We start from the raw sequence: 25,942 nt of genomic DNA on the forward strand, positions 1-25,942 counted from the left end.
TAACCAATCGATTTTTTGCGCTTTAAATTATTAATTAATCGTTTAATATGAACCCAACTAAATTGAGGAGAGTATTATGCTTACAGTAATTTTTGGCCGCGAAGGCTGCCCATTTTGTGTACGTGCTAAAGATGTTGCCGAGCAACTATCAAATGAGCGTGATGATTTTAAGTTTCGTTACATCGATATTATCAAAGAAGGCATTAGCAAAGCGGATTTAGAAAAGTCTGCAGGAAAACCATGCCCAACTGTGCCACAAATTTTTGTAGATCAAACCCACATTGGTGGATTTACTGAATTTGAAGCCTACGCAAAAGAAAATCTAGGCCTATATAAATAACGCTTTGTATATAGCTTGTTAACCAGTTTAAAAAATCAAAAACTTAAACTGGTTAAATTTCAACCAACATCAACCACATACAAATTAGTTGTAATTTATACAAGCAATTGCCTCGTATTTCCTATACAATGCGCGCCTCTTTAAATTCGTTGAGGCGTATTAATGTCAGAACCAGTCACGTTTGAATCTCTAAATCTTTCTCCTGCAATTTTAAAGGCAGTTGAAGAGTTGGGTTACAAGACACCATCTGAAATCCAAGCTCAATGTATACCGTTATTGCTAGAAAGAAAGGACGTACTGGGACTAGCACAAACGGGTACAGGTAAAACTGCAGCATTTGCACTGCCGTTACTAAACAATATTGACCCGTCTGTGAAACAGCCACAGATCCTTGTACTCACACCAACACGTGAGCTTGCGATCCAAGTTGCTGAGGCATTTGAACAATATGCAAAAGGTACTCGTGGTGTTGAAGTATTAGCACTGTACGGTGGCCAAAGCTACAGCATTCAATTAAGCGCACTTCGTCGTGGCGCACAAATTATTGTTGCTACTCCGGGTCGATTAATCGATCACATAAACCGTGGCACTATCAAGTTTGATGCTTTACAAGCACTTGTACTTGATGAAGCCGATGAAATGTTACGTATGGGCTTTATCGATGATGTTGAAAACATCATGGAAAAAACACCGCGCGAAAAGCAAACATGTCTTTTCTCTGCGACCATGCCTAAGCAAATTCAAAACATCAGCAGCAAATATATGAATAACCCTGAACAGGTTCATATATCTGCGCGTAACTCAACTGTATCATCTGTTGAGCAAGTGTTTTGGAATGCACACGTACATAAAAACAAAGCCATTGTTCGTTTCTTAGAAGCAGAGCAATACGAAGGTGCTATTGTTTTCGTACGTACACGTAACGATACAGTGCAACTTGCTGAGTTACTAGAGCGCGAAGGTTTCTCTGCTGCGCCACTTAATGGTGACATGAACCAGCAAGCACGTGAGCGCACGGTAGATCGCTTAAAAAGCGGTATGCTAAACGTTGTTATTGCAACAGACGTAGCAGCACGTGGTCTTGATGTAGACCGTTTAAGCTTAGTTATCAACTACGATATTCCACAAGACTCAGAAGCCTACGTTCACCGTATTGGCCGTACAGGTCGTGCTGGACGTACTGGTAAAGCAATTTTATTTGTTAAGCATAACGAACGTTATTTACTTAAAAATATCATTCGTCATACTAAGTCTGAAATTGCACAAGTTGAGCTACCTACAGCTAAAGTAGTTGAAGAAAAACGAATTAATGCGTTAAAAGAAAAGCTTACGCTTGCTCTTGAAAACAAAGACATTACGTTCTTCAATGAAGTTGCTGCTAGCATGGCACAAAAACTAGACTTATCTTTAGAAGACCTAGCGGGTGCATTACTGTGTTTAGCACAGCAACAATCGCCAATTAAAGTTGAAGAAGTTAAGATTCAACCTCGCAACGAGCGTAATACACGTAACGAGCGTGGCGATCGTAATGACCGTCGTCGTAACGAACGTGGTGACCGCCCTGAGCGTAAACCTCGCGAGCGTAACAGCCGCGATGCAGGCCCTATGGATACTTACCGTATCGAAGTGGGTCGTGAGCACGGTGTACAGGTTAAAAACATTGTTGGCGCGATTGCTAACGAAGCTGATATCTCAAGCAAGTTTATTGGTGACATTCGTCTACACGACAGTCACAGTACGGTACAATTACCGCAAAACATGCCTAAAGATGTACTTGATCACTTCCAAAAAGTGTTTATTTGTAAACGCCCAATGGGTATGACACTAACACAAGATCAAGGCCCAGCTGAGCCACGTGGTGAACGCGCTGAGCGCCCAAGTGGTGATAAAAAGCGTAGCTTTAACAAAGACAACCAACGCGGTGATAAACGTGGCGGCCCTCGTAAAGAACGTCGCCCTGTGAGCTTCACATCTAACTAAGCTTTATAGCTTACGTTATAAAAAACCTTGCCACGAAAGTGCCAAGGTTTTTTTGTTTTAAAGCCACTGCTTTTGTAAAAAATAAAAATTCTGTAAACTAAGAAAAAACTATAATTCACGGATGAATTAAAATTGAAAAAATATTATGACAACTTGCTCTTTGCAGCAATAATAAGCTTTCCAATACTGAGCATTGGCATGCTTATGTTAATGGATTTTACCGACCCGCCATTTATCGAAAATAAAATTTATGAGGCTATTTTTTATATAGCGCTTCCTATTTTTTGCGGGGCATCATTTATCTATCTCCATGTACTTGTAATCAAAAAATATAGACGTTGCAGTGACTATAGAGAGCACCTTAAAGATAGCTTTTCAGATACAAAAATGAAGTTATCATTAATCTTCATCTACCCATTACTCCCTTTGTTAATCTATGCAACTCTCTATTTTTTACTCTCTGCCCCCATTGAGTTATGGGCTTACTACACGCAAGGCGATTATTGGTATAAGGAATATATCCTCACTGATGTACAAGAATGTGGGTCTGATTATGAAGATAGTTGTACTCGTTTATACTTTAAAGACCCTACAACTAACAAAACGCACGATTTTAGATGGTACGACGATAAATCTACAATAATGAATAACAAAAACGATTATGTGTATATTGTTGGTGAGGCCAGTTTGTTTGGCTATATAGTGAGAGAATTAGAAAGGTAATTAACACTACTTTTTACATTGCAGCAATTTTATATAAAAACCTCACTCAAGTGAGTGAGGTTCATAAATTAAGGTTTAAGTTAAGGTAACGCCGGATAAACGTAACTCGCATCTAACCCTAACGGAATACCGAGTGCCCAATACCCTAGCAAGAAAATACTCCAGCCAATCATAAACGCGATTGAGTAAGGGATCATAAGCGCGATGAGCGTGCCTATACCGGTATCTTTTACGTACTTTTGGCAGTACACCACAACCAATGGGAAATACGGCATAAGTGGGGTAATAATGTTTGAGCTAGAGTCTCCGATTCTGTAAGCCGCTTGGGTTAAATCGGGTGATATACCTAGTTGCATTAACATTGGTACAAAAATAGGCCCCAGTAATGCCCATTTTGCAGAGCTTGAGCCTACGAACAAGTTTACAAAGCCGGTTAAAAATATAATACCTACAACCGTTACGGCGCTGGGCAACTCCATTGCTTTTAAAAGCTGCGCCCCTTCAATGGCCATTAATGCCCCTAAGTTAGACTTAGAAAACGCAGCAATAAACAACGCACAAAAGAACGCCATTACAATGTAATAAGCCATGCCACTCATCGCGGTACTCATCGCATCTATCATATTTTTTGAGTTTTTAAAGGTACCAACGGTAAAACCATACACGGCACCGGGTATCCAAAATAATAAAAAGATTAAAGGCACGATAGATTGCATCAGGGGCGATCTAAAATTAGTTAGTGAGCCATCGGCACTGCGCATTGCTGAATCGGCAGGAGCGGATACAAACGCAAGTAAAGCAAGTCCTGCAATCATTACGCTACTGGCTATAAAAAAAGCACGTTTTTCATCACTTTTAGCTTCATCAAACGCGGGTAAGTTTTGGGTGTCTTCATTAAGTGCTGTGTTTTTTAACCGAGGCTCTATTATTTTATCAGTGATATACCAGCCTAATAACACAATAAATAAACTCGAGGCAGAAGTGAACGCCCAGTTATTAAGCGGGTTAATCGACATATCGGGGTTAATAATTTGCGCTGCACTTTGGGTAAAGCTTTGCAGTAATGGGTCTATTCCTGATGGAATAAAGTTAGCGCCAAATCCACCACTCACACCAGCAAATGCGGCTGCAATACCCGCTAATGGGTGTCGCCCTGCGGCAAAGAAAATAACACCCGCTAATGGGATCACTAATACGTAGCCAGCATCGGTTGCTGTATGGCTTACAATAGCTACCAAAATGACTGAAGGGGTTAGCAGTTGCCTTGGGGTAACTTTAAGCATTAGCTTAAGGCCTGTATTGATATAACCTGAGTGCTCAGCCACTCCCACGCCTAACATGGCAACCAGTACCACCCCTAGCGGTGCAAAGCCTGTAAAGGTTTTTACCATAGAAGATAAAAATGAGGCGAGTGAGTCGCCCTCTAATAGGTTATTTACAACAATGGCTTGGCCTGTCCGTGGGTCTAACGCGTCAAAGCTAATCCCCGACAGTAACCACGAGCACAACCAAATAAGTAACATAGCGAATAAGAAAATAATCGCCGGATCGGGAAGTTTATTACCAACTCGCTCCACAAAGTTTAAAAAACGCGCGATTAACCCTGTAGGTACCGCAGCTTGATTATTATTGTTCATTTAAAGCTCCCAAAATAGGTTTAAGTAACAATATACCATTAATGTGTAACAGTAAATTAACTAATAAATCTATTATGGGCACAAATAGAGCATAAAAAAACGCGGCTTCATTATCGTCGCCGCGTTTTTATAATTGTGAACTAAACATCGGTTAAGCGAGGGCTTTCACTTCTTCCCAAAGCCTAACAACCAAGGTTTTATCTTCTTCGTTTAGCTCGCCATTGCGGTATGCTTTAACTAAGCTCTGCTCTACGGTTTCGTTGAGCTCATCAATAGAAATTGTCAGCTCTTCTACTTCTGCATAACCTACTGCAAGGTCGTAATGTCCGCGCAAGTAACCACCAGCGAACAGCTCATCATCTGTTGCTTTAATTACTAAATCATCAAAGTATTGCTGCGCAGCATCAATATAATTCACTAAACTCATTGGGTTACTTCTCCTGGTTTTCATAACCGACAGCATACATAATATGGTCGTTATAGCCGGTGGTTACTTTAATGTAACCTGTTAATTCATCATCTAAAGCGCTGTCGCCGGTGTCACAAATAAGTGGACGCCCGTTCAACGCGTGTAATTTGGTTTTAGTTGCCACCACAATAATGTTTTCTTTGCCAATAGTGCGAATAAGCTCAGGGCTTAGCTGCTGATTCCCTCGGCCAAAAATATGGCCTTGCCCGCCTATTAATGTAATAACTAATTGAGTAGCTTGCCCGTGCGTGTACTCAAGTAGCTGTTTAGCAGTTAAGTCTTGCGCAACTAGGGTTTGATCTTTAATTAAATCTACGCCTAATAAAGTATTATCCAGCCCCATTTCTTGCATTATTGCTTCAACAGTTGAGCCACTACCCATAATGTAATAGGTGTCTTCATCCATTTCGCTCACCACATGCGCGGCAATGTCGGCAAGTACTAATTCATCTGTTTCTTTACCACCATTTTTAACCGCTTGTACATAACGTACTTCGCTTGGTATTTGCATTTCACCGTAGCACTTAGCTTTTACGGTGCCTTGCCTAAACGCCTCTTCGTCAATATCCATTACATCGGCATCTGCAAGTGTAACTAGCTCGCCTTTTACTAGCATTTCTACTACGCGCCCTGCTGCTTTAGGTGTAATTGCATATACGCCAGAGTGAATTTTACAGCCAGCAGGTATACCCAGCACTGGCACGGTATCTTCTATGGCATGACAAATATTGCGCGCAGTACCATCGCCACCAGCAAACAGGACTAAATCTACGCCTAAATTTTTAAGTAGTTTAGCGCTAGCCTCTGTATCATCGGCGCTTGTTACGGTATTGGCGGTATAAATTACTTCAACATTAAAGCCTAGTGCGCGTGCTGCTTTTTCGCCCATATCGCCATTTACAGTATAAATTGTTAACTGCTCTTTATAGGGTACAAGTACTTCTAGGGCAGCCTGTGTGCGGCTGTTAGCTTTGGCTTGCGCACCCAGCTCAATTGCCTTTGCAGCAGTGTTTTCGCCATCACTGCCTTTTAAAGCAACGCTGCCACCAAGTCCTGCAACAGGGTTAATAATTAAGCCTAACTTAAACTGCATTTTGTAACTCCTGAGGGTGGTGCCAATTAAATTGTTGAGCGGTTAACGGCCACGGTGTTTTATAAAAATCACTTAACGCTTTTAATAATGCATGGGTACGTGCGTTAACTCCCTGCTCTAATAACATTAATACTTGCTGGTGTACTCGCGCCTGAAAGTCAAACCGACAAGTTTGCTCACCGTTCAAGTTATCTACCGACACATTAAAATCAAAGCCAGCAGCGGTGCTGAGCAGCCACTCTATGGCTTGTGGTTTTATTTCTACGTTTTCAAATTCAGCCTGCTGGTGTTTATCTCGCCCATCTGGGCAGTACCAATACCCATAATCTTCAAGCTCTCTGCGTTTATTGCCAGCCACTAACCAATGCGCTATTTCATGTAGGGCACTGGCGTAAAAGCCGTGTGCAAATACAATTTGATTAAAACCATGGGTATTATTGGCAGGTAGATAAACAGGCTCATCATCGCCTTTTACTAAGCGAGTGTTATGGCTTTGATAAAAAACACTATCGAAAATAGATATAAGATCGGCTATATGATGCATAAAAACTGATTAATTCGTCTCGGTTACAGCGCAAAATTAGCGCACTAAAAACGAGACGAATTGTACGGGCTTTTACCTTTAAAGTAAAAGTGATGAGCGAGTTATACCTCTACTCCCGCCTCATCGCACTGCACTATATCGGTTTCTGTAAGTGCTTGGGTTATCCACTTTTGCAAAACAGGGCAACGCATCACAAAATCACAATACTGCTGCGCCGCTGGGGATAAGGTAATCTGATACGTTTTTAAACGAAGTACAATGGGGGCGTACATCGCATCGGCAATACTAAAGTCGCCAAAAAACCATTCATTAGGAAACATATCTTGCTGCTGGGAAAATATCTCATCAATACGTTGAATATCTTTTAGTGCAGCACTTGATAGCGTTACTTTACGTGTGGCTCTTATATTCATCGGCATTTCGTTTCTCAGTGCCATAAAGCCGGCATGCATTTCAGCGCTTAATGCGCGCGCTGTAGCTCGCTGAGTAATATATTTAGGCCACCCTGCTCCCGATAAATAGGCATCGTTAATATATTCACAAATTGCGAGCGAGTCCCACACTTGCAAATCACCATCAATTAACGCCGGCACTTTTTGAACGTGGAAGTGTTGTTTTAGTTCGTCGTAAAAGTCACTGGTGTCGAGCACAAGCTGGGTTTCGTCAAACGGGACATCAAATTTACTCATTAAATACCATGCGCGTAATGACCAGCTAGAATAGTTTTTATTACCGATAAATAATTGCATTTTGTATATACCAAAGTGAATAGGCTTCCCTACCTTACTAGGTGATTAAACAACCAACAACACTTTGTTTTTTATTCTTAATGCTAAATTTAAAGCCTCTAAAAAAACAGTATTACTATCAATTATCTAACTGCGCATTTAAATGTTTTTTTAATAAACGGGTATTGCGGGTGTTGGCTTTAAAAAAAGCATCAAATATATCGCCAAAAAATGGAACTAAGCCGCCTACAAAATCAATCAGCATATTAATAATCATTTTACTCTTTATACGTTTACTCACGCCTAAGCGCTGCGCTTCTATTAGCACATAGCTTGATAAAATAAGTCCTGCAGCATCCCCTATTACGGGTATTAAGCCAATCACCGCCTCTAGCCCTATGTTAAATTTAGTAAAAGGGATGGCAATGCTGCTATCGGTATAATGACTAAACTTTTCCAAACGTTTTAATGTTGATTCATATTCAGCATGCGAGAGGTTAGTTTGAATATTTTTACTCATAATAGCTACTTTTTATGTGAGGTTGTCATATATAAACACTAAGGATATTAATACTTAATGAATTATTAAAAACTAATGGAATACTTTCAACGATGAATTTAATATAAAAAATATTAGTACGCCTACAGAATAAATACGGAAACATCTGCCCAAAATATAAAGTACCCTCGGGAGTTAATAATCTATAAAGACTACTTATATAAAAGAAAAGTGCTAGAGGAAGAATTGCGTACTTTTATTAGCAATTAAGGCACCTTATAAAAACAGGTACAGTTCACTTTACATACATTTTTTTCTTAGTTAAAATCTAAGAAAATTATGCAAGGATTGCCTATGAATAAATCTATTTATTTACCTCGATTAGCCATCCTATTGATTCTTTTTTGTGCTATTGTTTTTCCGGCCCTTAGTCAAGGAGAAGATATGTTTAGCTGGTTCAGAAAAAAGAAAGAAGTATTTTTAAGCCCTGAAGTCAACGGCGTCGTCACTGAAAATGGCATACCAATTGCTGATTTAGAAATAATACGTTCATTAACATATATTGATGGCGTTGAACGACTTGATTCTGTAATGACAGGAGATGACGGACGATTTCATTTATCAAAGAAAACTATACTTTCTTCTATCCCGAATAAATTAATTTCCGAAGACCGTGTCCATCAGAAGATTTTTATTCGTAAAGATAACAACTTAGTTATTGGTTTGTGGGGGGCCACACAACCAGGCATTTCAGAGTTACCTGAATTCACCAAAAAGCTTGATTTTTTAAAGTGTGAAATAACTAATCAATTGGTCAGATTTGAATTTAAAAATAACACCAATAAATACCTCAATAGAACTGCAACAAGCATTTGCAGATGGGATGAAGATTACAATCCTACATGGGTTATGGAAAACGGTGAAGAAAAGTACGAAATCCATAATGGCGATTTAAATGATTTAACAGAACGTTTTACAGGGAAGAAGGTTGAACTATGAATAAAACAATATCACCAAGCACAGCTGCTTCTGTCGCGAATAGAGTTTATGATATAAGAAAAAGTTATGACTTCAGCGGAGAGTTTCATAATGACTTTGTGAGAAACTTTAAAGTGACTAACAATCAAATTCAGGGGGTTAGTGGTGGGCTAATAAATCAGCTTTTGAACCGTACGACAGGCTTCGCTTTAACTGCTGAAGGTGTTTCATCACAATTCAAAAACCACCATATTATTGGCATTCGTGGAACCGTTTTCTCATCTTGTGCAGATTGGCTAACTAACTTAAATGTTGCAACTACCCTTGGTCCTAAAAATTTGGAAGTACATTCAGGCTTCGAGAAAGCCTTCACTAGTATGGAACCCATGTTTAATTCTTATATAAAAAAGCATAAACCAGAATTTTTGCATATTGTAGGGCACAGTTTAGGTGGTGCAATTGCTCAGCTTACTGCTATTTGGGCTAGCAAAAAAGGTATACCTACTAATTTATATACGTTTGGTGCGCCTAGGGTGGTATTAAGTAATTCAATACATTCAGCAGCAAATAATATCGGTCAATATCGAGTTACTCATGGCGCCGACCCTGTTCCTTGTGTACCTGCCTGGCCATTCAGCCATACCTCTAATGAATACCAAACTGCTATGAATGAAGGATCTTTTTTTAGTCTTGCCGCACACTCTATGGAAAAAAGTGAACCTGGTTACGTCAATACCGTCGCTGCATACAGTGATTATGCAAGTATGGAAAATTCTTTGAAGACCCTACATCATAATCATACTGTTCTAAAGTATTCATCGCGTTATAACGTAACCTTTTCACTTAAATGGCAACGAATAATTACAGACGGCTTAATAACTTTTTTAAAGAAAACAGGACAATACGCTTTTATTTCCGTCCAAGCGGGTTTAGGCCTCGGCCTAACTTTCTATGATACGCTTGCTCGATGTTTATTTGATTCTGTAGTCAAATTTGTAGAATTAACTGAAGAGTTAAAAGGCTTAATTGGTCATATGCTTGCATTTGTAGGAAAAAAAACTTACGAGGTTAAAGAACTAAGCAAACAGTTCATCAGGTGGGTGCTCGGTTTGATGATCAAAAAGCTTTATATGGTAGCAAAACAGGCAATTGATCTTATTTAAATTAAAATGAGCGCGGTTCGTAAAACCTAACCGCGCTCCCAGAAATGACTTAAACAGAGCCGTTAATTGGTCCATGTTCGTGGTTAACATGTGGGTTTTGCCCGCGCTGGCGCAGTAAATGGTCCATTAAGGTAATGGCCATCATTGCCTCAGCAATAGGGATTGCACGAATACCAACGCACGGATCATGACGCCCTTTGGTTATCATCTCTACTGCTTCGTTTTCAGTATTAATGCTTTTACCTGGAATAGTGATACTTGATGTAGGCTTAAGCGCAATAGAGGCAATAATATCTTGCCCTGTAGAAATACCAGCAAGTACGCCACCCGCGTGGTTTGAGGTAAAGCCTTCTGGGGTTAACTCATCACGATGCTCTGAGCCTTTTTGCTCTACCACATCAAAGCCATCGCCAATTTCTACACCTTTAACGGCATTAATGCTCATTAGTGAATGCGCAATTTCAGCATCTAACCTATCAAATACAGGCTCGCCTAATCCTACCGGTACGTTGCTAGCCACTACTTTTACTTTAGCGCCCACTGAGTCACCTTGCTTTTTAAGGTCTCGCATGTACTCATCAAGCGCTTCTAGCTTACTTGCATCAGGGAAAAAGAATAAGTTGTTTTCAACTTCATCCCAGTCGTAACTTTCGGCTTTTATTGGCCCAAGTTGGCTTAAACATGCTTTTACTTCAATACCGTGAAACTGCTTTAAGTATTTTTTAGCAATTGCGCCTGCCGCTACACGAATTGCGGTTTCACGCGCAGAAGAGCGACCACCGCCGCGATAATCGCGCAGGCCGTATTTGTGCCAGTAAGTGTAATCGCCATGACCTGGGCGAAACACATCTTTAATTTTACCGTAGTCTTTTGAGCGTTGATCGGTATTTTCGATAAGTAAACCAATACTTGTGCCTGTGGTTTTACCTTCAAAAACGCCTGAAAGAATTTTTATTTGATCGTCTTCTCGGCGCTGCGTTGTATAGCGGCTTTGCCCAGGTTTACGACGGTCTAAATCAATTTGTAAGTCAGCCTCTGTGATCTCAAGGCCTGCGGGAGTACCATCTACAACACCGCCTAGGGCAACGCCGTGGCTCTCACCAAAGGTGGACACTTTAAACAACTGCCCTATGCTATTACCTGCCATTAACTTTCCTCATTCCTAATGACTACAAAAGTTGCCGAGCATACGCTCGGCCTAAAATTTATTTTGCAAAATACGTATCAAGCTGCGCTTTGCTTATTACAAATACACCTAAGCCGCCTTGCTCAAACTCAACCCACTCAAATGGTGCGCCCGGATATAAAGCATCCATATGTACCATAGAGTTACCAACTTCTACAAATAACAAACCGTTATCAGTTAGATGATTGCTAGCATGCTCTAAAATAGTACGTGTAACGTCTAAGCCATCATGCCCAGATGCTAAACCAAGCTCAGGCTCATGATGAAATTCTCGTGGTAAATCAGCCATGTCCTCAGCATCAACATACGGAGGGTTGGCTACTATTAGGTCATACTTTTGCCCTGGCACTCCACTAAATACATCTGACTGAATAGGCAGTACGCGGTCACTTAGCATATAGTCGTTTATGTTTATATCTGCTACTTCAAGCGCTTCATACGAAATATCAACCGCATCGACTTGTGCCGCTTCAAACGCTTGAGCAAGCGCAATAGCAATACAAGCAGAGCCTGTGCATAAATCTAAAATACGGTTAACGCTTTGCGGCTGCTCAAGCCACGGTGAAAACTTATTAGCAATAAGTTCAGCAAACGGCGAGCGCGGAATAAGCACACGCTCATCAACATAAAATGGCATGCCCGCAAACCAAGCAATGTTTGTTAAATAAGGAACCGGCGTGCAGTCATTTATACGCTCTGCGATTAACCCTGCTAGGCGGTTTTTTTCTGTGCTTGTTAACCGCGCATGCATTAACTCTTTGGGGGCATCAATAGGTAAACTTAGTGCAGGCAGTAATAAGCTAACAGCTTCATCCCACGCGTTATCTGTGCCATGTCCAAAAAATATTCCACTACTTGCAAATTGGCTTGTAGTCCAGCGTAACCAGTCATGTAACGTTGACAGTTCTGCAACAGCTTCATCAAGTGTTGCTTCTTCTATTTGTAAATCACTCATATTTTTTACCTGTTTTAGCTAACTGACTGTTTTGAGTCTTTGCGACGATTGCATTGCCTAACTGTGCTGAGCAAATTACAATTGCCCCTCACCTTTATATTGTACCGCCTTTTGCGCTGCGTTTTTACGTTTTTTTGTTTAGGTAAAATTTATGAAAAAAGACATCTCATCACAATCGTCCCTAAGCAATGACGACATTGACCTTTTTCGCCAAACAATTACAGGCGCTAAGGTGTTTAAACAAGATACCCATAGGTTTGATACAAAACCTAAGGTGTCACAAGCGAAGCAATTTGCCCAGCAAAAAAAGCAGGTTGAGTCTGAATTTTTCTTCTCTGACGAATATATTCCCGATATAGACACAAATAGCACCATTAATTACGTGCAAAATGGCCACGACTCTTTTTTAGCAAAACAGTTACGACGCGGCGACTTTGCACCCGATTTAACACTCGATCTGCACGGGCTTAATAAAGAACGTGCAAAAGATGAACTCGCGGGACTTATTCACGAGTGCAAAAAACAGCATTATTACTGCGCGTGCATAGTGCATGGCATTGGCGAGCGTGTTTTAAAACACAAAGTACCGCAGTATTTGGTACAGCACCCCGATGTAATTGCCATGCACCAAGCACCGCTAGAATATGGCGGGCGCGGTGCCGTGCTGATTTTAATTGATTTACCGCAAAGCGATGAGTTTAGACGCTAATTAAAGGAAGAATACGTGCAAATTTTTTCGATTATTTTTCCCTTAATTTTTATTGTCGCACTGGGCTACACCTGTTGTTATTTTAAGTTTTTTAATCAGCAGCATATTGCCGGCTTAAGTAAATTTACTTTTTATGTGAGCTTACCCGCCTTTTTAATGCTCAATATGTCGCAAATAAATTTGCATCAAAGTATTAGCCTCGAAGCATTTTTAAGCTTTTATATTCCTGTATTAGCGGTATTTGCTTTGGGCATACTTATTGATAGGTACTATTTAATTAAACAAGCCAATGCTGGAAATTATCAACAGCATAGTGTGTTTGGTCTTGCCGGTAGTTATTCAAATATGGTGTTAGTGGGTATACCCATTGTTATTGCTTCACTTGGCAAAGACATGATTGCTATCGCCTTTATGATCATCACATTTCATAGCACGCTGCTTTTTGCGTTAACTTATTTAATAGGCGCGAAAGGAAACACAGCTGACTTCTCGTGGGCAAAATTTGCTAAAAACATGGTCCTTAACCCTATAGTGTTAAGTATTGGCTGTGGATTACTTTTAAATGTGTCGGGAATTACATTATTTGCTAATTTAGCCAATGCCTTAAAGCTAATCGCCAGCCCTGCTATTGCATGTGCTTTATTTGTGTTAGGCGCTAATTTGGTGTTTTATAAAGTGGCAGCAAATTGGCAGCCGGCCCTTATTTCTTCACTGTTAAAAATACTGATTTTGCCTGCTGCTGTGTGCGTAGCAGCTACGTGGGTGTTTGTACTAGATACGCAAATTCGTAACGTACTGGTATTGCTAAGCGCCTCGCCTGTTGGCGTTAATGCGTATTTAATTGCAAGCCAATTAAATACGCATCAAGTTACGCTCGCCGGTGCAGTGGTGCTTTCAACGGTGCTTAGTGTAGTAAGCTTTTCGTTTTGGCTTGCTGTGCTTTTATAAAACGCTTATTTAAGTGCGGCCACTACCGAAATTTCGACCAATAGCGCATCGCGCGCCATTTTAGCTTCAACACAGGCGCGTGCTGGTGCATAACCTTCTGGCACCCACGCATCCCATACAGCATTCATATCGGCAAAATATTCCATGCTCTTAACGTAAATAGTTGCGCTTAGCATATGTTTTTTAGAACTCCCCGCCTGCTCAAGTAAGGCCTCTACTTTGTCGAGCATAGTTTGCGTTTGCTCTGTAATGTTTTGCTCTGCATCGCTGCATACTTGTCCGCATAAATAAACGGTTCCATTATGTTTAACTATACGGCTCATGCGCGCACCCGTTTCAAGGCGTTCTATACTCATTGTTATCTCTTTTCTCTATATGTTGGCAGGCGCGTTAATATTTACATATTCACTGCGCTGTGATGTTTCGTCATACTGAATTACAGCAACTGCTGCGGTGTTAAAAATAGGCATATTACCCGGGCTGAGCTGATCAACTATATAGCTCACAATAGGCATATGGGCGACCACTAACCAGGTATTACACTGAGGATGCATGGCAATAAGTGTTTCTAAATAATCAGCTGCTATTTGTGGCTTTCCCTCGGGGATTATGTCGCTACAGGTTTCACTAAATTTAAATACATTGTTTTTTTCAACTTCTTTAGCCGTTTGCTGCGCGCGCGAGTAAGGACTTACCAATAACGCATCAACAGAAAAGTGTTTGTGTAGCCATAAGCCCATTTTTTCTGCTTCTGCATGGCCTTTCGGAGTTAGGTTTCTTGCTGCGTCGTTAGCTTGCATCGGTGTCGCTTCGCCGTGGCGCATAATTAAGATTGTTTTCATAAAAAATCAACCGATTAATGAATATAAAACAGTAGCCAGTTTGCCCATTTGTCCGCTATATTAACTATTATTCCAAAGAATAATTCTCTCATGATATTCAGGTAAATCTTTTCGCTATTTTTTCGCTGTCCTGAAGCTATCATCTGTTGTTAACAAGTAAACGTCTAGTTTCAGGAGCATCATTTGAATATCAGCCGCAATGATAACAGAGCATACCGCGCCATTACACTCGACAATGGGCTAAAAGTATTATTAGTGCAAGATAAAGATTCAACTAAAGCCGCTGCTTCTATGGCGGTTAACGCTGGCCATTTTGATGACCCCCTTGACAGGCAAGGCCTTGCACACTTTTTAGAGCATATGCTTTTTTTAGGTACCGACCAATACCCTGATTCTGGAAGCTTTAATAATTTTGTGTCTCAATCGGGCGGTAACACCAACGCCTGGACCGGCACTGAGCACACCTGCTATTACTTTGATATTAATAACCAAGCCATTGAAAAAGCACTTGCGCAATTTAGCCGTTTTTTTATTGCCCCATTATTAAACCCAGCGGAAACCGAAAAAGAACGTAATGCCATAGAGGCTGAGTTTAAATTAAAAATAAAAGATGATGGGCGTCGTATTTATCAGGCTCATAAAGAAACCGTAAACCCAGCCCACCCCTTTGCTAAATTTTCGGTGGGTAATTTACATACCCTCGCCGATAGAGAGCGCTGCATAAGTGACGAGTTAAGAGATTTTTTTAATAAGCACTATCAAGCGCAGTGGATGACACTGGTAATTTGTGCCAACGAACCGCTTGATACACTTGCGCAGTGGACGCATCGTTATTTTAGTGGCATTAATGGCCATAAAGGTGCGCTTAAAGCCCCTATTGAGGAGCCATTATATCGCGCGCAAGATATTGGCAAAGTACTGCACATTGAACCACACAAGCACATGCAAAAACTCATTATTAGTTTTGCTATGCCAAATATCGATGACTTTTATCGCCACAAAACCGTCAGCTTTATAGCCCATTTACTCGGCTACGAAGGCGCAGGCTCGTTGTACTCAATTTTAAAAGAGCAAGGGTGGATTAACGCACTTTCTGCCGGCGGCGGTATAAATGGCAGTAACTTTAAAGATTTTAACATTAGCATGGCGCTTACCGATGAAGGCATTGAATACTTTGAAGACATAATAGAAATTGTGTTTGAGTATATTTGCCTAATCAACGATAACACCGACAAACTACCGCGCCTGTATCAAGATAAAAAAAACCTGTTACAAATTGCGTTTGATAACCAAGAAAAATCGCGCTTAATAGATTGGGTAAGTAACCTAAGCATTAATATGCAGCACTACGACGAAGCTAACTATGTGCAAGGCGATTACTTAATGGAGGGCTTTAATAAAGCCACTCACGAAATGGCGATGCAATGGCTTACCCCGCATAATATGCGCTTGGTACTTATTCATCCAGGCGTAGAGGCTGAGCACACCACCGCGTGGTACAACACCCCTTACAAAGTTGAGCCAATTTCGCCGCATTGGCTGGAGTCGCTTGCGCATATAAATAAACCGCTGAGCACTATGCTGTTGCCCACAGCAAACCCCTATTTAACAAAAGAAGTGGTGTTATACGAAGTCGAAAAACCCCAAACCAAGCCTTTACTGTTAGTTAAAGAGCCAGGGTTTGACTTTTGGTTTAAACAAGACAACACCTTTAGAGTGGCCAAAGGTCATTTTTATTTAGCAATGGACTCGCACTTTGCAGTAAAAGATGTAAAGCACATGGCATTAACGCGCCTTTTTAGTGATTTATTTATGGACAGTGTTGGCGAGCAGTTTTACCCCGCAGAATTGGCAGGTTTAAGTTATCATTTAACCTCTCACCAAGGCGGGCTTACGTTGCACACCGCTGGGCTATCGACTAGTCAGCTAGAGTTGGTGGAACAATTACTTGATGCGCTGTTTAATGTTGATATTTGCGCACGCCGCTTTGCCGAATACAAAAAGCAATTGGTAAGGCACTGGCGCAACAGCAACCAAAATAAGCCCGTGAGTGAATTATTTAGCGTGTTAGGTGCCAAAATAATGCCATGGAACCCACAACCCGACGAGTTAGCCACTGCACTTAAAAATACATGTTTTCAGCAATTTAACGAATTTAGAGCCGATTTTTTTAAAGCCTTACATGTTGAGTCGTTTTTACACGGTAATTGGCAACAAACAGACGCGAAGGTATTTCATAAAAAAGTGGCAGAGCATTTAAAAAACGCCACGGCTATTGAAGATTTAACACGCCCGCTGCACGAGATAGACCAAGTGACTCGCTGCGAACTTGAACTGCCATGCAGTGATAACGCCATGGTCATTTACTACCAAGCACAAACTGCAGAAGTGGATGAAAAAGTTAAATTAATGGCACTTAATCATATAATTAACCAAGACTATTTTAACGAGCTGAGAACCACACAACAGCTAGGTTACTTAGTTGGCTCTGGCTATGCACCATTTAACACCCGCGCCGGTATTGCTTTTTATATTCAATCACCAAAATTTGAAGCTCAGACTCTACTGCACAGGCATAATCATTTTGTAAGCCAGTTTATTGCTAACCTAGACTCCCTGGATGAAACAACATGGCAGCAGCATAAACAAGGTTTGACAACTCATATTGCTGAAAAAGATAAAAACTTACGGTTACGCTCACAGCGCTTTTGGCTTGCAATAGGCAATAAAGATCATGACTTTCATATGCAAAAACGCCTGCTAGAGGCACTGCACGCCCTCAGCCTAGAAGAAATGAAAAGTTATGCCATAGCTACTTTTTCTAAAGATAGGCCAAGGTATGAGTTATTAAGTAGCGCAAAAGTAAATAAATCGCAAAAAATGCCGCTTTGCTCGCAATCTCTTTGACTCTGCAAGTGGCATGATTTAAATTATCATTTGTTAATTAGTAGTAATAAAACAAATGATAAAAATAACAACAATAAAATGTGGTTTTTACTGGTTGCTGCTAAGCCTAGCACCCGCAGCGGTTGCCTTTGAACACGCCTTTAATATAAATACCAACACCGTTTTAATTATTGCCAGTGCCCTACTTGCGCTGGCTTTGCCATACCTATTATTTGTAATTTATAAATTAAAGCGCTCTCGGTTACAGCACAGCCTCTCGGAAAAGCGCTTAAAAAGCACGGTTGAAGGCAGTGGCGATACGCTTTGGGATTGGAATATAAAAACTGGCGAAGTTATTCGTATTAACGATAAATACATGATGGATTCAACAACGCTAATGGGGTTTCCGCCAAATAAAAGCTTGATCCACCCACACGATATTGCCTCAGTAGAGCATTTATTAAAAAAACACTTTGCTCAAAAGTCTGCTTTTTTTGAAGCCACTTACCGCATTAAAGACACCTTTGGCCACTGGCACTGGGTATTAGACCGCGGAAAAATAATAGAAAAAGATGCCAACTTAGCGCCACTGAGAATGACCGGCACAGTGCGCGATATTTCAGTGTTAAAATCAACACAAGAGCGCCTCAATTTATTTGCTAAGTGTGTAGAATCACTCACTGATGCACTTGCTATATATGATAAAAACTTTAACTTAGTTGATATTAACCCCAGCTTTTTAACGCTTTTTGGTGGCGTTAGAGAGCAATATCTCAAAAAGCCTTTTAATTTACCTGGTTACGATAAAAGCTACACAGAAAACGTTAAAAATATAGTACGAGAGCGGGAGCGAATTCAACAAGAGGTAAAACTGCGCAATAGTGAGCGAGTGTTACTGCCCATAGAGATTTCTATTGATGAGATAAAAAACGATCAACACCAAATAACAAACTATGTAGTGGTTTATTCAGATTTAACCGAACGTAAAAATGCACAATCGCAACTGCATAATTTATCAAATAGAGACCGTACGACCAGTTTACCTAACAGAAATTTATTTTTTACCGACCTACAAAAGCTAGTAAAACAAAATACCCACCATGCCCTTTTGGTATTTGATTTAGATAATTTTAAAAAGATTAATGATTCATTAGGCCACCAGCTAGGCGACAGCCTGTTAGCAAAACTGGCTATGCGATTAAATAAATTAACCCGTGAGAATGATGTTTTTTACCGCTTAGGGGGTGATGAATTTGCCTTAGTTATGGCAGATACTAATGATATCCATGTTATTACTCGCATGGCAAAGCAATTTTTAGCTGCAATTGCGACCCCATTTAAAATGGCAGGCCACGAGCTCGCTATTACCTCAAGCGTAGGCATAGTGTTATTCCCTGAAGATGGCAGTACTCCAGAGCTGCTGTTAAAAAACGCTGATACCGCCATGTATCATGCTAAAAAGAAAGGCAATAGTTACCTGTTTTTTAACGACACCATGAACCGCCAAGCGGTTAAACGTTTACAAATAGAAAACCTAATGCGCTTTGGTCTAAAAGAAAACCATTTTGAAGTGTATTACCAACCAAAAATGAATATTCGCACAGGTAAACTTACCGGAATGGAAGCATTAGTGCGCTTTATAACCCCTAAAAAAGGCGTTATTAGCCCCGGTGTATTTATTCCTATTGCTGAGGAAACCGGGCAAATAATAGAAATTGGTGAAGTGGTTTTAAACAAAGCGTGTCGCGATGTAAAACAATGGCTAGACGATGGGCTATTTAGCGGCCGCGTTGCAGTTAACTTATCGGCTAAGCAGTTTAGCTTGCCAGATTTAACGACCCGTATTGACGTGATATTGCAAAAAAACGAGCTACCTTCTTACTTTTTAGAGCTGGAAATTACCGAGGGCACGGTAATGGACGACCCACAAGAAGCCATTGCAATTATGCGCTCGCTAAGTGCGCGTGGTATTCATTTAGCCATGGACGATTTTGGTACAGGTTATTCATCTTTAGCGTACTTAAAACAATTTCCGCTGAATACCTTAAAAGTAGACAAAGCATTTATTGATGACATGAAAACCGAACGAGGCCGCAACATGGTTGACTCTATCGTGACGATTGCGCAAAACCTCGATTTACATGTGGTTGCTGAAGGTGTGGAGCAAGCAAGCCAAATTGACATACTCAAAACGCTAAATTGTGAAACCGTACAAGGCTACTTCTATTCAAAACCGCTTTCAAAAGATGAGTTTACGGCCTTTTTGAAACAGCAACAAAGCAACTCTACGCCAAGCCTTATTAGTGCTAATAAACATTTAGCGCAAATAAGGTAATGTTACGGGCGCCATATACACGCACCAGCGCCTACGTTGCGTATAAAAGCACGCCTGTAATGCAAACCAAATAAGCACCATGCGCCAGGGCCTATTAGCGCCCCTAATAAAATCCACCGTTTAATTGGCATACCTTTTTTAAGCGCTTGAATGTAAATGGCCAAAGCACATAGAGCGTTAATAAAAACGAAAAGCAAACATCACCCCAACTGAGCTCAAAACAACGCTGCGCATTTTAACGGCAAATAACACACTTTTAAAGCAGCAGGCTTGATAAGTCAATGAGTCGCCATTTTAGCTATCAGCGCATATAAATTAAGTATTGATGCAGATTACTATTACCTAGTTTAGAAATTTAGCCATAAAAAAAGCCGGCATAGCGCCAGCTTTATTGTATAGCTTGGGTTACTTTTCAGCGCGGCCCATAAATTTGTGCTCAACCGTATTAATACGGATACGGTCGCCCGTAGATATATGCTCAGGCACCGAAATGGTTAAACCCGTGCTCAGGCGTGCAGGCTTAGAGCGTGCACTGGCAGAAGCACCTTTGATTGAAGGGTCTGTTTCTTCAACAACCAGCTCTACGCTTGATGGCAAATCTAAACCTACAGGCGAGCCATCAATTACAATAACGTGTACGCCTTGCGTTTCTTCGTTAACGAATTGAATTTCTTCTGCTATCGCCTCTTTATTTAAGTTATACGGCGTGTAGTCTTCATTATCCATAAACACGTATTCATCGCCATCAATGTACGAAAGCATTGCTTCGCGGCGAGTTAAATCTGCTAGGGTTAGCATGTCGCTGTCTTTGAAGGTTTCGTCTACTTTTGCACCTGTTACTACATCGTATAAACGCATACGGTACAAACTACCGCCTGCACGGCCTTGTGGAACTGAACGTACAATATCTTTAACTACCAACACGCGATTATTAAACTCAATCGCGGTTCCTTTTTTAACTTCACTCGCCTTTGGCATGGGGGTTTTCCTATTATTTTTTTGATTGCCAGAAACATACCACGAACTGGGTATTGTTCAACTAAAAATACATTAATTTGGGGCTGCATCTGATATAGACTTGCAAATTTTTAATTTAAAACTAAATACCTATAATCAAAAGCGAAAAAAACTGCTATGGTATCTCTACCGAGTATGACTTCAAGGATTGGATCATGGACCAAAACACAGTACATGAGTATTTAGTAAAGAAGCCCTTGGTGCAAGTGACAAAACCATTTGCTCAAGAGGTTGATGTTTATAAAGTAAATCATAAAATGTTTGCCACCCTTGCCTTAGGTAATGATGGAGACGTAAATGATGATGGAGATCCTATTTGGTGGCTTAATTTAAAGTGCGATCCCGATGAAGCACTTAAATTGCGTGATATTTTTCCTGCGGTGATCCCTGGCTATCATATGAACAAGCGGCTTTGGAATACGGTGATATTAGATGGCTCTATTCCACAAGGCGAAATTGAAAGAATGATCGATAATTCGTTCAAATTAGTTGTTGAGAATATGCCAGAAAAAGACCGTAAAGCAATTGAAGCACATCTATAGAAACCACCATCACGGGCTAGCTTGCTAGCCCTATTTGCTACAATTTTAATGTGTATATCAAATCGTCATAACGTGTATTATTAATAGTGTGCGCTTGCGTATTAATACCAGTTAACGTTAATCCACACTTTTGTAATACCTTTTCAGACCCTACATTCCCCTTTGTAACCACGGCTTTAAACTGTGTAATACCGCATTGTTGCCATGCCCACTCAATCACGGCACGCAATGACTCACTGGCAAAGCCTTGATTAAAATACGCGGGTAAAAACAAATAGCCTAGCTCAGCTTGCTCAAGTTCGTATGTAAACCCCGTTACACCCATGGGCTCATTTGAACGCTTATCAAATACCACAAGGCAAAGTGGATGAGTAGAAGTGCTATCCCAACTTTTTAAACGTTGTTCAAAGCGGCTGCGTACAAACGCTTCGCTGGGCATATCGTAGCAATAACGGATCACGGTAGGATTTTGATGTAACTGCAAAAATAATGGCCAATCACTGCTTTGAAGTGGGCGCATTGCCAATCGTGCTGTAAACAACTGCATGATGGTTTACCTCTTATCTGCTTAGCTGCAAATTAAGCTAACATACTTTATAGCAAGCCACTTAATTATAAGTCTTATTTGAGGGTAAAAACCTGTCGATAACTAAATAAAAACTGGCAATTTAGGTTTTATAAATGCACGTTTTTAACACAGGTAGCGATACGTTTAGCCCCGCAGAATGATTAAGTATTATTGCGGGTTGCTATTATTGCGCCCTAGAATTCTATATTTACAAATAGCAGATATAAAAAAACCGCATATAATGCGGTTTTTTTTAATCAAGCTGTTTTACGAGTCTTGCTTTGGTGAGTCAACGCTCTCTTCTTGAGGTTGCTCATCAGCAGGTTCTGCTTCTATAGCTTGTTCAGCAACAGGTGCTGGGCTTGGCTCATCTGCAACAGGCTGCGTTTGATAAAACTTAGCGCCTGATTCAGCCATACTTACTAACGTGTCGCATGGGGCAAAATTTGCATTGCTATTAGCTAATGTAGACATTTCAGAGCTAACCTTGCTGGCGCCCAATTTATCCATATAGCTAAACGGTCCACCTAAAAACGGTGGGAAGCCAATACCAAATATAGCGCCAATGTCGCCATCACGTGGGCTGGCAATAATGCCATCGTCTAAACAACGCACGGCTTCGTTAAGCATTTGTGATACACAACGCTTAGCAATTTCGCTTTTATTTAAACGCGGTGCAGGGGTTACACCTAATAGCTCATACACTGACTCGTCAACTTTTTTGCTCTTTTTATCGTACTCATAAAAACCACGACCCGTTTTACGGCCTAGGCGTTTTGAATCAATCATACGAGAAAATGCATCAGGCGCTTTAAAACGCTCGCCTAATTCTTTTTCAAGAATTGGGGCTATTTTAGAGCCTATATCAATCCCTACTTCATCAAGTAAAGCAAGCGGCCCAACTGGGAAACCAAACTCTACAAGGGCTGCATCAATTTTTTCAATTGGCTCACCGGCAAGCATTAAATTAGCTGCTTCATTTACATAAGGCGCTAAAATACGGTTTACGTAAAAACCTGCCATGTCTTTTACCACAATGGGCGTTTTACCTTGCTTACGTGCAAAGTTAACTACGCGCGCTATAGTCTCTTGTGAAGTTCCTTCGTGCGGAATAATCTCCACTAATGGCATTTTTTCAACTGGCGAGAAGTAATGCAGGCCAATCACGTTTTCAGGGCGCTGTGCCTGTGCTGCAATTTGTGAAATAGGCAGTGATGACGTGTTACTTGCAAAAATAGTATTGCTTTGGCATTGCTGCTCTATATCGGCAACCATACCTTGCTTTAAGGCTAAATCTTCAAAAACAGCTTCTACTACTAAATCAATGTGTTTAAAGCCACTGTAGTCGGTAGTACCGGTAATACGGTTCATTGTTAACTGCATATCAGCTTTAGACATAATGCGGCGTTTAAGGCGCTTATCTAAAATTTTGTAGGTGTAGTTCATGGCATTACTAATGCCCTGCTCTGCTACATCTTTAATACGTACAGGTACTTTGGCTTTTACTGCGCTTACATGCGCAATACCAGCCCCCATTAGGCCGCCACCTAAAACAGCTGTTTTACTGATTGCTGGCGCATCGTCGTTGCGCCACTCTTTTTTCATTTCAGTGGTTGCAAAGAAAATACCGCGAAGCGCTTTAGATTCATCACTCATTACAAGTGTTGCAAAGCTTTCAGCTTCTGTTTTGTATGCTTTTAATTTATCAAGCTCTACACTTGCACGTACAGCTTTAATAATCGCAAGTGGCGCAGGGTAATGTCCGCCGGTTTTTTTAAGGACGTTTTCTTTGGCTTTTTTAAAGATAAAGTTGCGGCCAAACGGGTTTGACTCTAATAATTTACTTACTTTATCAAGCTTTGGCTCTTTATCTGCTGGCTTTTTCTTAGCTGCAAATTCTTTAGCTACTTTTAGCAATACACTTTGTGGTACTACATCATCTAATACGCCTGCTTTTTTAGCCTGCTTAGGGCGAATTTGCTTGCCAGTTAGCATCCATTCAAGTGCTTTTTGAATGCCTACAATTTTAGTTAAACGCTGCGTACCGCCGCCACCTGGTAATAAACCAAGTTGTACTTCTGGCAGGCCTACTTTAGTCATATCGCTATCTGTGCCTACGCGGTAATCACACGCTAAAGCAAACTCTAAACCACCACCAAGCGCAGCACCATGTATTGCACTTACTGTTGTATAAGGTAGTTTTGTCATATCAAAAAAGGCTTGATGACAAAGTTCACTAATTGCTAACGCATCTTCACGCTTTTGCACGCTATCAAGCATTTTTACATCAGCGCCCGCGATAAAGTTATCGCTTTTACCACTAATAAATACCATCCCCTTTACTGACTCTTGTTTCGCTTGTTCAAGTAAAGCTTTTAAGTCATCAGCGAATGAATCGCGCAGGGTGTTCATTTTCTCACCCGGCACATCAATGGTTACTACGGCAATTTTGTTTTCATCTACCGTTAAATTAAATACTGAATCTGTCATTACGCGCTCTCCAATACAAAGGCTGCACCTAAACCACCAGCAGCACACGCTGTTGTTAATGCTAAACCGCCACCACGACGTTTAAGCTCGTGTAAGCTTTGCGTAATTAAGCGAGCACCGGTTGCAGCAAATGGGTGACCATATGCCAGTGAGCCGCCGTTAACGTTAAACTTATCCATGTTAATTTCGCCAATTGCTTTGCTACGACCAAGTTGCTCTTGCGCAAACTTATCAGATGCAAACATTTTCATATTGGCAAGTGTTTGCGATGCAAAGGCTTCGTGCATTTCAATTAAATCTAAATCAGCAAGTGTAATTCCTGCTCTATCAAGTGCGATAGGCGTTGAATGCGCTGGGCCCATTAGCATGTCTTTTTCTACACCAATTGCCGAAAACGCAAAGCTACGTACATAACCTAAAATTTCGTAGCCTAGTGCTTTTGCTTTGCTTTCGCTCATCATCAGTACGGCAGCTGCACCATCGGTTAATGGTGTTGCATTAGCAGCGGTAACCGAGCCATGTTGGCGATCAAATACCGGTTTAAGCTTAGCGTAGCCTTCAACTGTAGAATTTTTACGAATGTTATTATCTTCTTCAATAAAGCTTTTATATGGCGGTAAGTGTGCCGTCATTACTTCATCTTTTAACTTGCCATCGGCCCATGCTTGGGTTGCAAGTGAATGCGAGCGATGCGCTAGTGCATCTTGATCTTCACGGCTTATGTTATGTGTTTTAGCCATTTGCTCAGCAGTTTGGCCCATTGAAAGCCCTGTTGAGTACTCAGCAACCGCAGGCGGTACTGGTAATAAATCTTTTAAACGCAGTTTTGAGAATATTTGTAAACGCTGGCCTAAGGTACGTGCTTTGTTTAAATCAACTAAGCTACCTGCCAATTTTTTACTTACGCCAATAGGTAATACTGAAGATGAATCGGCGCCACCGGCAATACCTACATTTACAGAGCCTGCCATAATAGATTCAGCTACATTAGCAATGGCCTGAAAGCTGGTAGCACACGCACGCGATACTGAATACGCGTCTACGCCTACTGGCATACCCGTACCTAAAACAATTTCACGTGCAATATTTGGCGCTTCTGGCATTTGTACTACTTGACCAAATACAAGTTGATCGATTTCTGACTTGTCGAAATTTAATCGTTCAAGCATTTCGTTAACCACCAACTTACCCATATCAAGGGCTGGTACATGGTGAAACGCTGTTGCTTGTTTTGCAAAAGGAGTACGTAAGCCGCTAACGATGGCAATACGGTCGCCTTTTGGTGTTTTTAGTATGTTTTGCTCAGACAT

At 40.8% G+C, this 25,942-nt stretch carries 24 protein-coding genes; 10 read left to right on the plus strand and 14 right to left on the minus strand.

What is annotated here, in order from left to right:
• Positions 1-76 precede the first annotated feature (76 nt).
• The 3 genes from PAT01_RS06035 to PAT01_RS06045 all read left to right on the plus strand — a co-directional run bounded on the left by PAT01_RS06035 (position 77) and on the right by PAT01_RS06045 (position 3,043).
• A complete protein-coding gene (locus PAT01_RS06035) occupies positions 77-340 on the plus strand; it encodes a GrxA family glutaredoxin (protein ID WP_004587283.1) in 264 nt (87 codons plus the stop codon).
• A 162-nt stretch (positions 341-502) separates the two neighbouring features.
• On the plus strand, positions 503-2,320 hold the full coding sequence (locus PAT01_RS06040; RefSeq protein WP_004587284.1) for a DEAD/DEAH box helicase: 1,818 nt from the start codon (positions 503-505) through the stop codon (positions 2,318-2,320).
• A gap of 132 nt (positions 2,321-2,452) precedes the next feature.
• Complete coding sequence (locus PAT01_RS06045) at positions 2,453-3,043, plus strand: hypothetical protein (RefSeq protein ID WP_138577452.1); 591 nt, start codon at positions 2,453-2,455, stop codon at positions 3,041-3,043.
• Positions 3,044-3,123: 80 nt separating this feature from the next.
• Here PAT01_RS06045 and PAT01_RS06050 read toward each other — a convergent pair whose 3' ends face one another.
• From PAT01_RS06050 to PAT01_RS06075, 6 genes are all read right to left on the minus strand, one after another.
• On the minus strand, positions 3,124-4,680 hold the full coding sequence (locus tag PAT01_RS06050) for an AbgT family transporter (protein ID WP_138577454.1): 1,557 nt from the start codon (positions 4,678-4,680) through the stop codon (positions 3,124-3,126).
• A 151-nt stretch (positions 4,681-4,831) separates the two neighbouring features.
• Complete coding sequence (locus PAT01_RS06055) at positions 4,832-5,107, minus strand: YfcL family protein (protein WP_004587288.1); 276 nt, start codon at positions 5,105-5,107, stop codon at positions 4,832-4,834.
• Positions 5,108-5,111: 4 nt separating this feature from the next.
• Entirely contained in the window at positions 5,112-6,242 is a 1,131-nt protein-coding gene (locus tag PAT01_RS06060; RefSeq protein WP_138577456.1) for an ATP-NAD kinase family protein, read from the minus strand.
• Positions 6,232-6,786, minus strand: coding sequence for an elongation factor P hydroxylase (locus tag PAT01_RS06065; protein ID WP_055253038.1), 555 nt, complete (start codon positions 6,784-6,786; stop codon positions 6,232-6,234). Before PAT01_RS06065 ends, PAT01_RS06060 begins: the two co-directional genes overlap by 11 nt.
• Before the next feature lie 101 nt (positions 6,787-6,887).
• Positions 6,888-7,535, minus strand: coding sequence for a glutathione S-transferase family protein (locus PAT01_RS06070; RefSeq protein WP_138577458.1), 648 nt, complete (start codon positions 7,533-7,535; stop codon positions 6,888-6,890).
• 118 nt (positions 7,536-7,653) lie between these two features.
• Entirely contained in the window at positions 7,654-8,034 is a 381-nt protein-coding gene (locus PAT01_RS06075) for a DUF4112 domain-containing protein (protein ID WP_138577460.1), read from the minus strand.
• A 333-nt stretch (positions 8,035-8,367) separates the two neighbouring features.
• Between PAT01_RS06075 and PAT01_RS06080 the strand changes: the two genes are divergently transcribed.
• Both PAT01_RS06080 and PAT01_RS06085 read left to right on the plus strand, forming a co-directional pair.
• Positions 8,368-9,012, plus strand: coding sequence for a DUF6795 domain-containing protein (locus PAT01_RS06080; RefSeq protein WP_138577462.1), 645 nt, complete (start codon positions 8,368-8,370; stop codon positions 9,010-9,012).
• Positions 9,009-10,154: a lipase family protein gene (locus tag PAT01_RS06085; RefSeq protein WP_138577464.1), complete on the plus strand. Its 1,146-nt coding sequence runs from the start codon at positions 9,009-9,011 to the stop codon at positions 10,152-10,154. Before PAT01_RS06080 ends, PAT01_RS06085 begins: the two co-directional genes overlap by 4 nt.
• Positions 10,155-10,203: 49 nt before the next feature.
• Here PAT01_RS06085 and aroC read toward each other — a convergent pair whose 3' ends face one another.
• The gene (gene aroC / locus PAT01_RS06090) at positions 10,204-11,301 is read right to left on the minus strand and encodes a chorismate synthase (protein WP_024031890.1); all 1,098 of its coding nucleotides are present in this window, start codon (positions 11,299-11,301) and stop codon (positions 10,204-10,206) included.
• Positions 11,302-11,359: 58 nt separating this feature from the next.
• Positions 11,360-12,295: a 50S ribosomal protein L3 N(5)-glutamine methyltransferase gene (gene prmB / locus PAT01_RS06095; protein ID WP_138577466.1), complete on the minus strand. Its 936-nt coding sequence runs from the start codon at positions 12,293-12,295 to the stop codon at positions 11,360-11,362.
• 151 nt (positions 12,296-12,446) lie between these two features.
• On the opposite strand from prmB, the gene smrB reads away from it, so the two are divergent.
• Together smrB and PAT01_RS06105 are read left to right on the plus strand one after the other, a co-directional pair.
• Positions 12,447-13,004 (plus strand): endonuclease SmrB, encoded by a 558-nt coding sequence (gene smrB, locus PAT01_RS06100; RefSeq protein WP_024031888.1) that lies wholly within the window; start codon positions 12,447-12,449, stop codon positions 13,002-13,004.
• A 15-nt stretch (positions 13,005-13,019) separates the two neighbouring features.
• Positions 13,020-13,952, plus strand: a complete 933-nt coding sequence (locus tag PAT01_RS06105) for an AEC family transporter (protein WP_138577468.1) — start codon at positions 13,020-13,022, stop codon at positions 13,950-13,952.
• Between the two features lie 5 nt (positions 13,953-13,957).
• Here PAT01_RS06105 and PAT01_RS06110 read toward each other — a convergent pair whose 3' ends face one another.
• Together PAT01_RS06110 and sixA are read right to left on the minus strand one after the other, a co-directional pair.
• Positions 13,958-14,308 carry a RidA family protein gene (locus PAT01_RS06110; protein ID WP_004587297.1) on the minus strand — a complete coding sequence of 117 codons (351 nt, stop codon included), beginning with the start codon at positions 14,306-14,308 and terminating at the stop codon, positions 13,958-13,960.
• A gap of 15 nt (positions 14,309-14,323) precedes the next feature.
• A complete protein-coding gene (gene sixA / locus PAT01_RS06115) occupies positions 14,324-14,794 on the minus strand; it encodes a phosphohistidine phosphatase SixA (RefSeq protein WP_004587298.1) in 471 nt (156 codons plus the stop codon).
• A gap of 183 nt (positions 14,795-14,977) precedes the next feature.
• On the opposite strand from sixA, the gene PAT01_RS06120 reads away from it, so the two are divergent.
• Both PAT01_RS06120 and PAT01_RS06125 read left to right on the plus strand, forming a co-directional pair.
• Positions 14,978-17,701, plus strand: a complete 2,724-nt coding sequence (locus PAT01_RS06120; protein WP_138577470.1) for an insulinase family protein — start codon at positions 14,978-14,980, stop codon at positions 17,699-17,701.
• Between the two features lie 55 nt (positions 17,702-17,756).
• On the plus strand, positions 17,757-20,015 hold the full coding sequence (locus tag PAT01_RS06125) for a sensor domain-containing protein (protein ID WP_138577472.1): 2,259 nt from the start codon (positions 17,757-17,759) through the stop codon (positions 20,013-20,015).
• Between the two features lie 405 nt (positions 20,016-20,420).
• Here the strand turns inward: PAT01_RS06125 and efpL are convergent, their stop codons facing one another.
• Complete coding sequence (gene efpL, locus PAT01_RS06135) at positions 20,421-20,993, minus strand: elongation factor P-like protein EfpL (RefSeq protein ID WP_004587302.1); 573 nt, start codon at positions 20,991-20,993, stop codon at positions 20,421-20,423.
• 194 nt (positions 20,994-21,187) lie between these two features.
• Between efpL and PAT01_RS06140 the strand changes: the two genes are divergently transcribed.
• The gene (locus tag PAT01_RS06140; protein ID WP_004587303.1) at positions 21,188-21,574 is read left to right on the plus strand and encodes an MmcQ/YjbR family DNA-binding protein; all 387 of its coding nucleotides are present in this window, start codon (positions 21,188-21,190) and stop codon (positions 21,572-21,574) included.
• A gap of 37 nt (positions 21,575-21,611) precedes the next feature.
• Here the strand turns inward: PAT01_RS06140 and PAT01_RS06145 are convergent, their stop codons facing one another.
• The 3 genes from PAT01_RS06145 to fadI all read right to left on the minus strand — a co-directional run bounded on the left by PAT01_RS06145 (position 21,612) and on the right by fadI (position 25,942).
• Positions 21,612-22,121: a GNAT family N-acetyltransferase gene (locus tag PAT01_RS06145; RefSeq protein WP_138577474.1), complete on the minus strand. Its 510-nt coding sequence runs from the start codon at positions 22,119-22,121 to the stop codon at positions 21,612-21,614.
• 288 nt (positions 22,122-22,409) lie between these two features.
• Positions 22,410-24,632: a fatty acid oxidation complex subunit alpha FadJ gene (fadJ, locus tag PAT01_RS06150; RefSeq protein WP_055253032.1), complete on the minus strand. Its 2,223-nt coding sequence runs from the start codon at positions 24,630-24,632 to the stop codon at positions 22,410-22,412.
• The gene (gene fadI / locus PAT01_RS06155) at positions 24,632-25,942 is read right to left on the minus strand and encodes an acetyl-CoA C-acyltransferase FadI (RefSeq protein WP_024031879.1); all 1,311 of its coding nucleotides are present in this window, start codon (positions 25,940-25,942) and stop codon (positions 24,632-24,634) included. The genes fadJ and fadI overlap by 1 nt, the downstream gene beginning before the upstream one ends.

The organism is Pseudoalteromonas atlantica, from assembly GCA_007988745.1.
Classification (GTDB): Bacteria; Pseudomonadota; Gammaproteobacteria; order Enterobacterales; family Alteromonadaceae; genus Pseudoalteromonas; species Pseudoalteromonas atlantica.

What these genes read in the sequence shown, in the direction of transcription:
- PAT01_RS06085 (WP_138577464.1), top strand. Translation starts at nt 9,009, where the DNA reads ATGAATAAAACAATATCACCAAGCACAGCTGCTTCTGTCGCGAATAGA.
- PAT01_RS06050 (WP_138577454.1), bottom strand. Translation starts at nt 4,680, where the DNA reads ATGAACAATAATAATCAAGCTGCGGTACCTACAGGGTTAATCGCGCGT.
- PAT01_RS06080 (WP_138577462.1), top strand. Translation starts at nt 8,368, where the DNA reads ATGAATAAATCTATTTATTTACCTCGATTAGCCATCCTATTGATTCTT.
- sixA (WP_004587298.1), bottom strand. Translation starts at nt 14,794, where the DNA reads ATGAAAACAATCTTAATTATGCGCCACGGCGAAGCGACACCGATGCAA.
- PAT01_RS06125 (WP_138577472.1), top strand. Translation starts at nt 17,757, where the DNA reads ATGATAAAAATAACAACAATAAAATGTGGTTTTTACTGGTTGCTGCTA.
- fadJ (WP_055253032.1), bottom strand. Translation starts at nt 24,632, where the DNA reads ATGACAGATTCAGTATTTAATTTAACGGTAGATGAAAACAAAATTGCC.
- PAT01_RS06140 (WP_004587303.1), top strand. Translation starts at nt 21,188, where the DNA reads ATGGACCAAAACACAGTACATGAGTATTTAGTAAAGAAGCCCTTGGTG.
- fadI (WP_024031879.1), bottom strand. Translation starts at nt 25,942, where the DNA reads ATGTCTGAGCAAAACATACTAAAAACACCAAAAGGCGACCGTATTGCC.
- efpL (WP_004587302.1), bottom strand. Translation starts at nt 20,993, where the DNA reads ATGCCAAAGGCGAGTGAAGTTAAAAAAGGAACCGCGATTGAGTTTAAT.
- PAT01_RS06065 (WP_055253038.1), bottom strand. Translation starts at nt 6,786, where the DNA reads ATGCATCATATAGCCGATCTTATATCTATTTTCGATAGTGTTTTTTAT.
- PAT01_RS06055 (WP_004587288.1), bottom strand. Translation starts at nt 5,107, where the DNA reads ATGAGTTTAGTGAATTATATTGATGCTGCGCAGCAATACTTTGATGAT.
- PAT01_RS06070 (WP_138577458.1), bottom strand. Translation starts at nt 7,535, where the DNA reads ATGCAATTATTTATCGGTAATAAAAACTATTCTAGCTGGTCATTACGC.
- prmB (WP_138577466.1), bottom strand. Translation starts at nt 12,295, where the DNA reads ATGAGTGATTTACAAATAGAAGAAGCAACACTTGATGAAGCTGTTGCA.
- PAT01_RS06145 (WP_138577474.1), bottom strand. Translation starts at nt 22,121, where the DNA reads ATGCAGTTGTTTACAGCACGATTGGCAATGCGCCCACTTCAAAGCAGT.
- smrB (WP_024031888.1), top strand. Translation starts at nt 12,447, where the DNA reads ATGAAAAAAGACATCTCATCACAATCGTCCCTAAGCAATGACGACATT.
- PAT01_RS06060 (WP_138577456.1), bottom strand. Translation starts at nt 6,242, where the DNA reads ATGCAGTTTAAGTTAGGCTTAATTATTAACCCTGTTGCAGGACTTGGT.
- aroC (WP_024031890.1), bottom strand. Translation starts at nt 11,301, where the DNA reads ATGGCAGGTAATAGCATAGGGCAGTTGTTTAAAGTGTCCACCTTTGGT.
- PAT01_RS06110 (WP_004587297.1), bottom strand. Translation starts at nt 14,308, where the DNA reads ATGAGTATAGAACGCCTTGAAACGGGTGCGCGCATGAGCCGTATAGTT.
- PAT01_RS06075 (WP_138577460.1), bottom strand. Translation starts at nt 8,034, where the DNA reads ATGAGTAAAAATATTCAAACTAACCTCTCGCATGCTGAATATGAATCA.
- PAT01_RS06035 (WP_004587283.1), top strand. Translation starts at nt 77, where the DNA reads ATGCTTACAGTAATTTTTGGCCGCGAAGGCTGCCCATTTTGTGTACGT.
- PAT01_RS06040 (WP_004587284.1), top strand. Translation starts at nt 503, where the DNA reads ATGTCAGAACCAGTCACGTTTGAATCTCTAAATCTTTCTCCTGCAATT.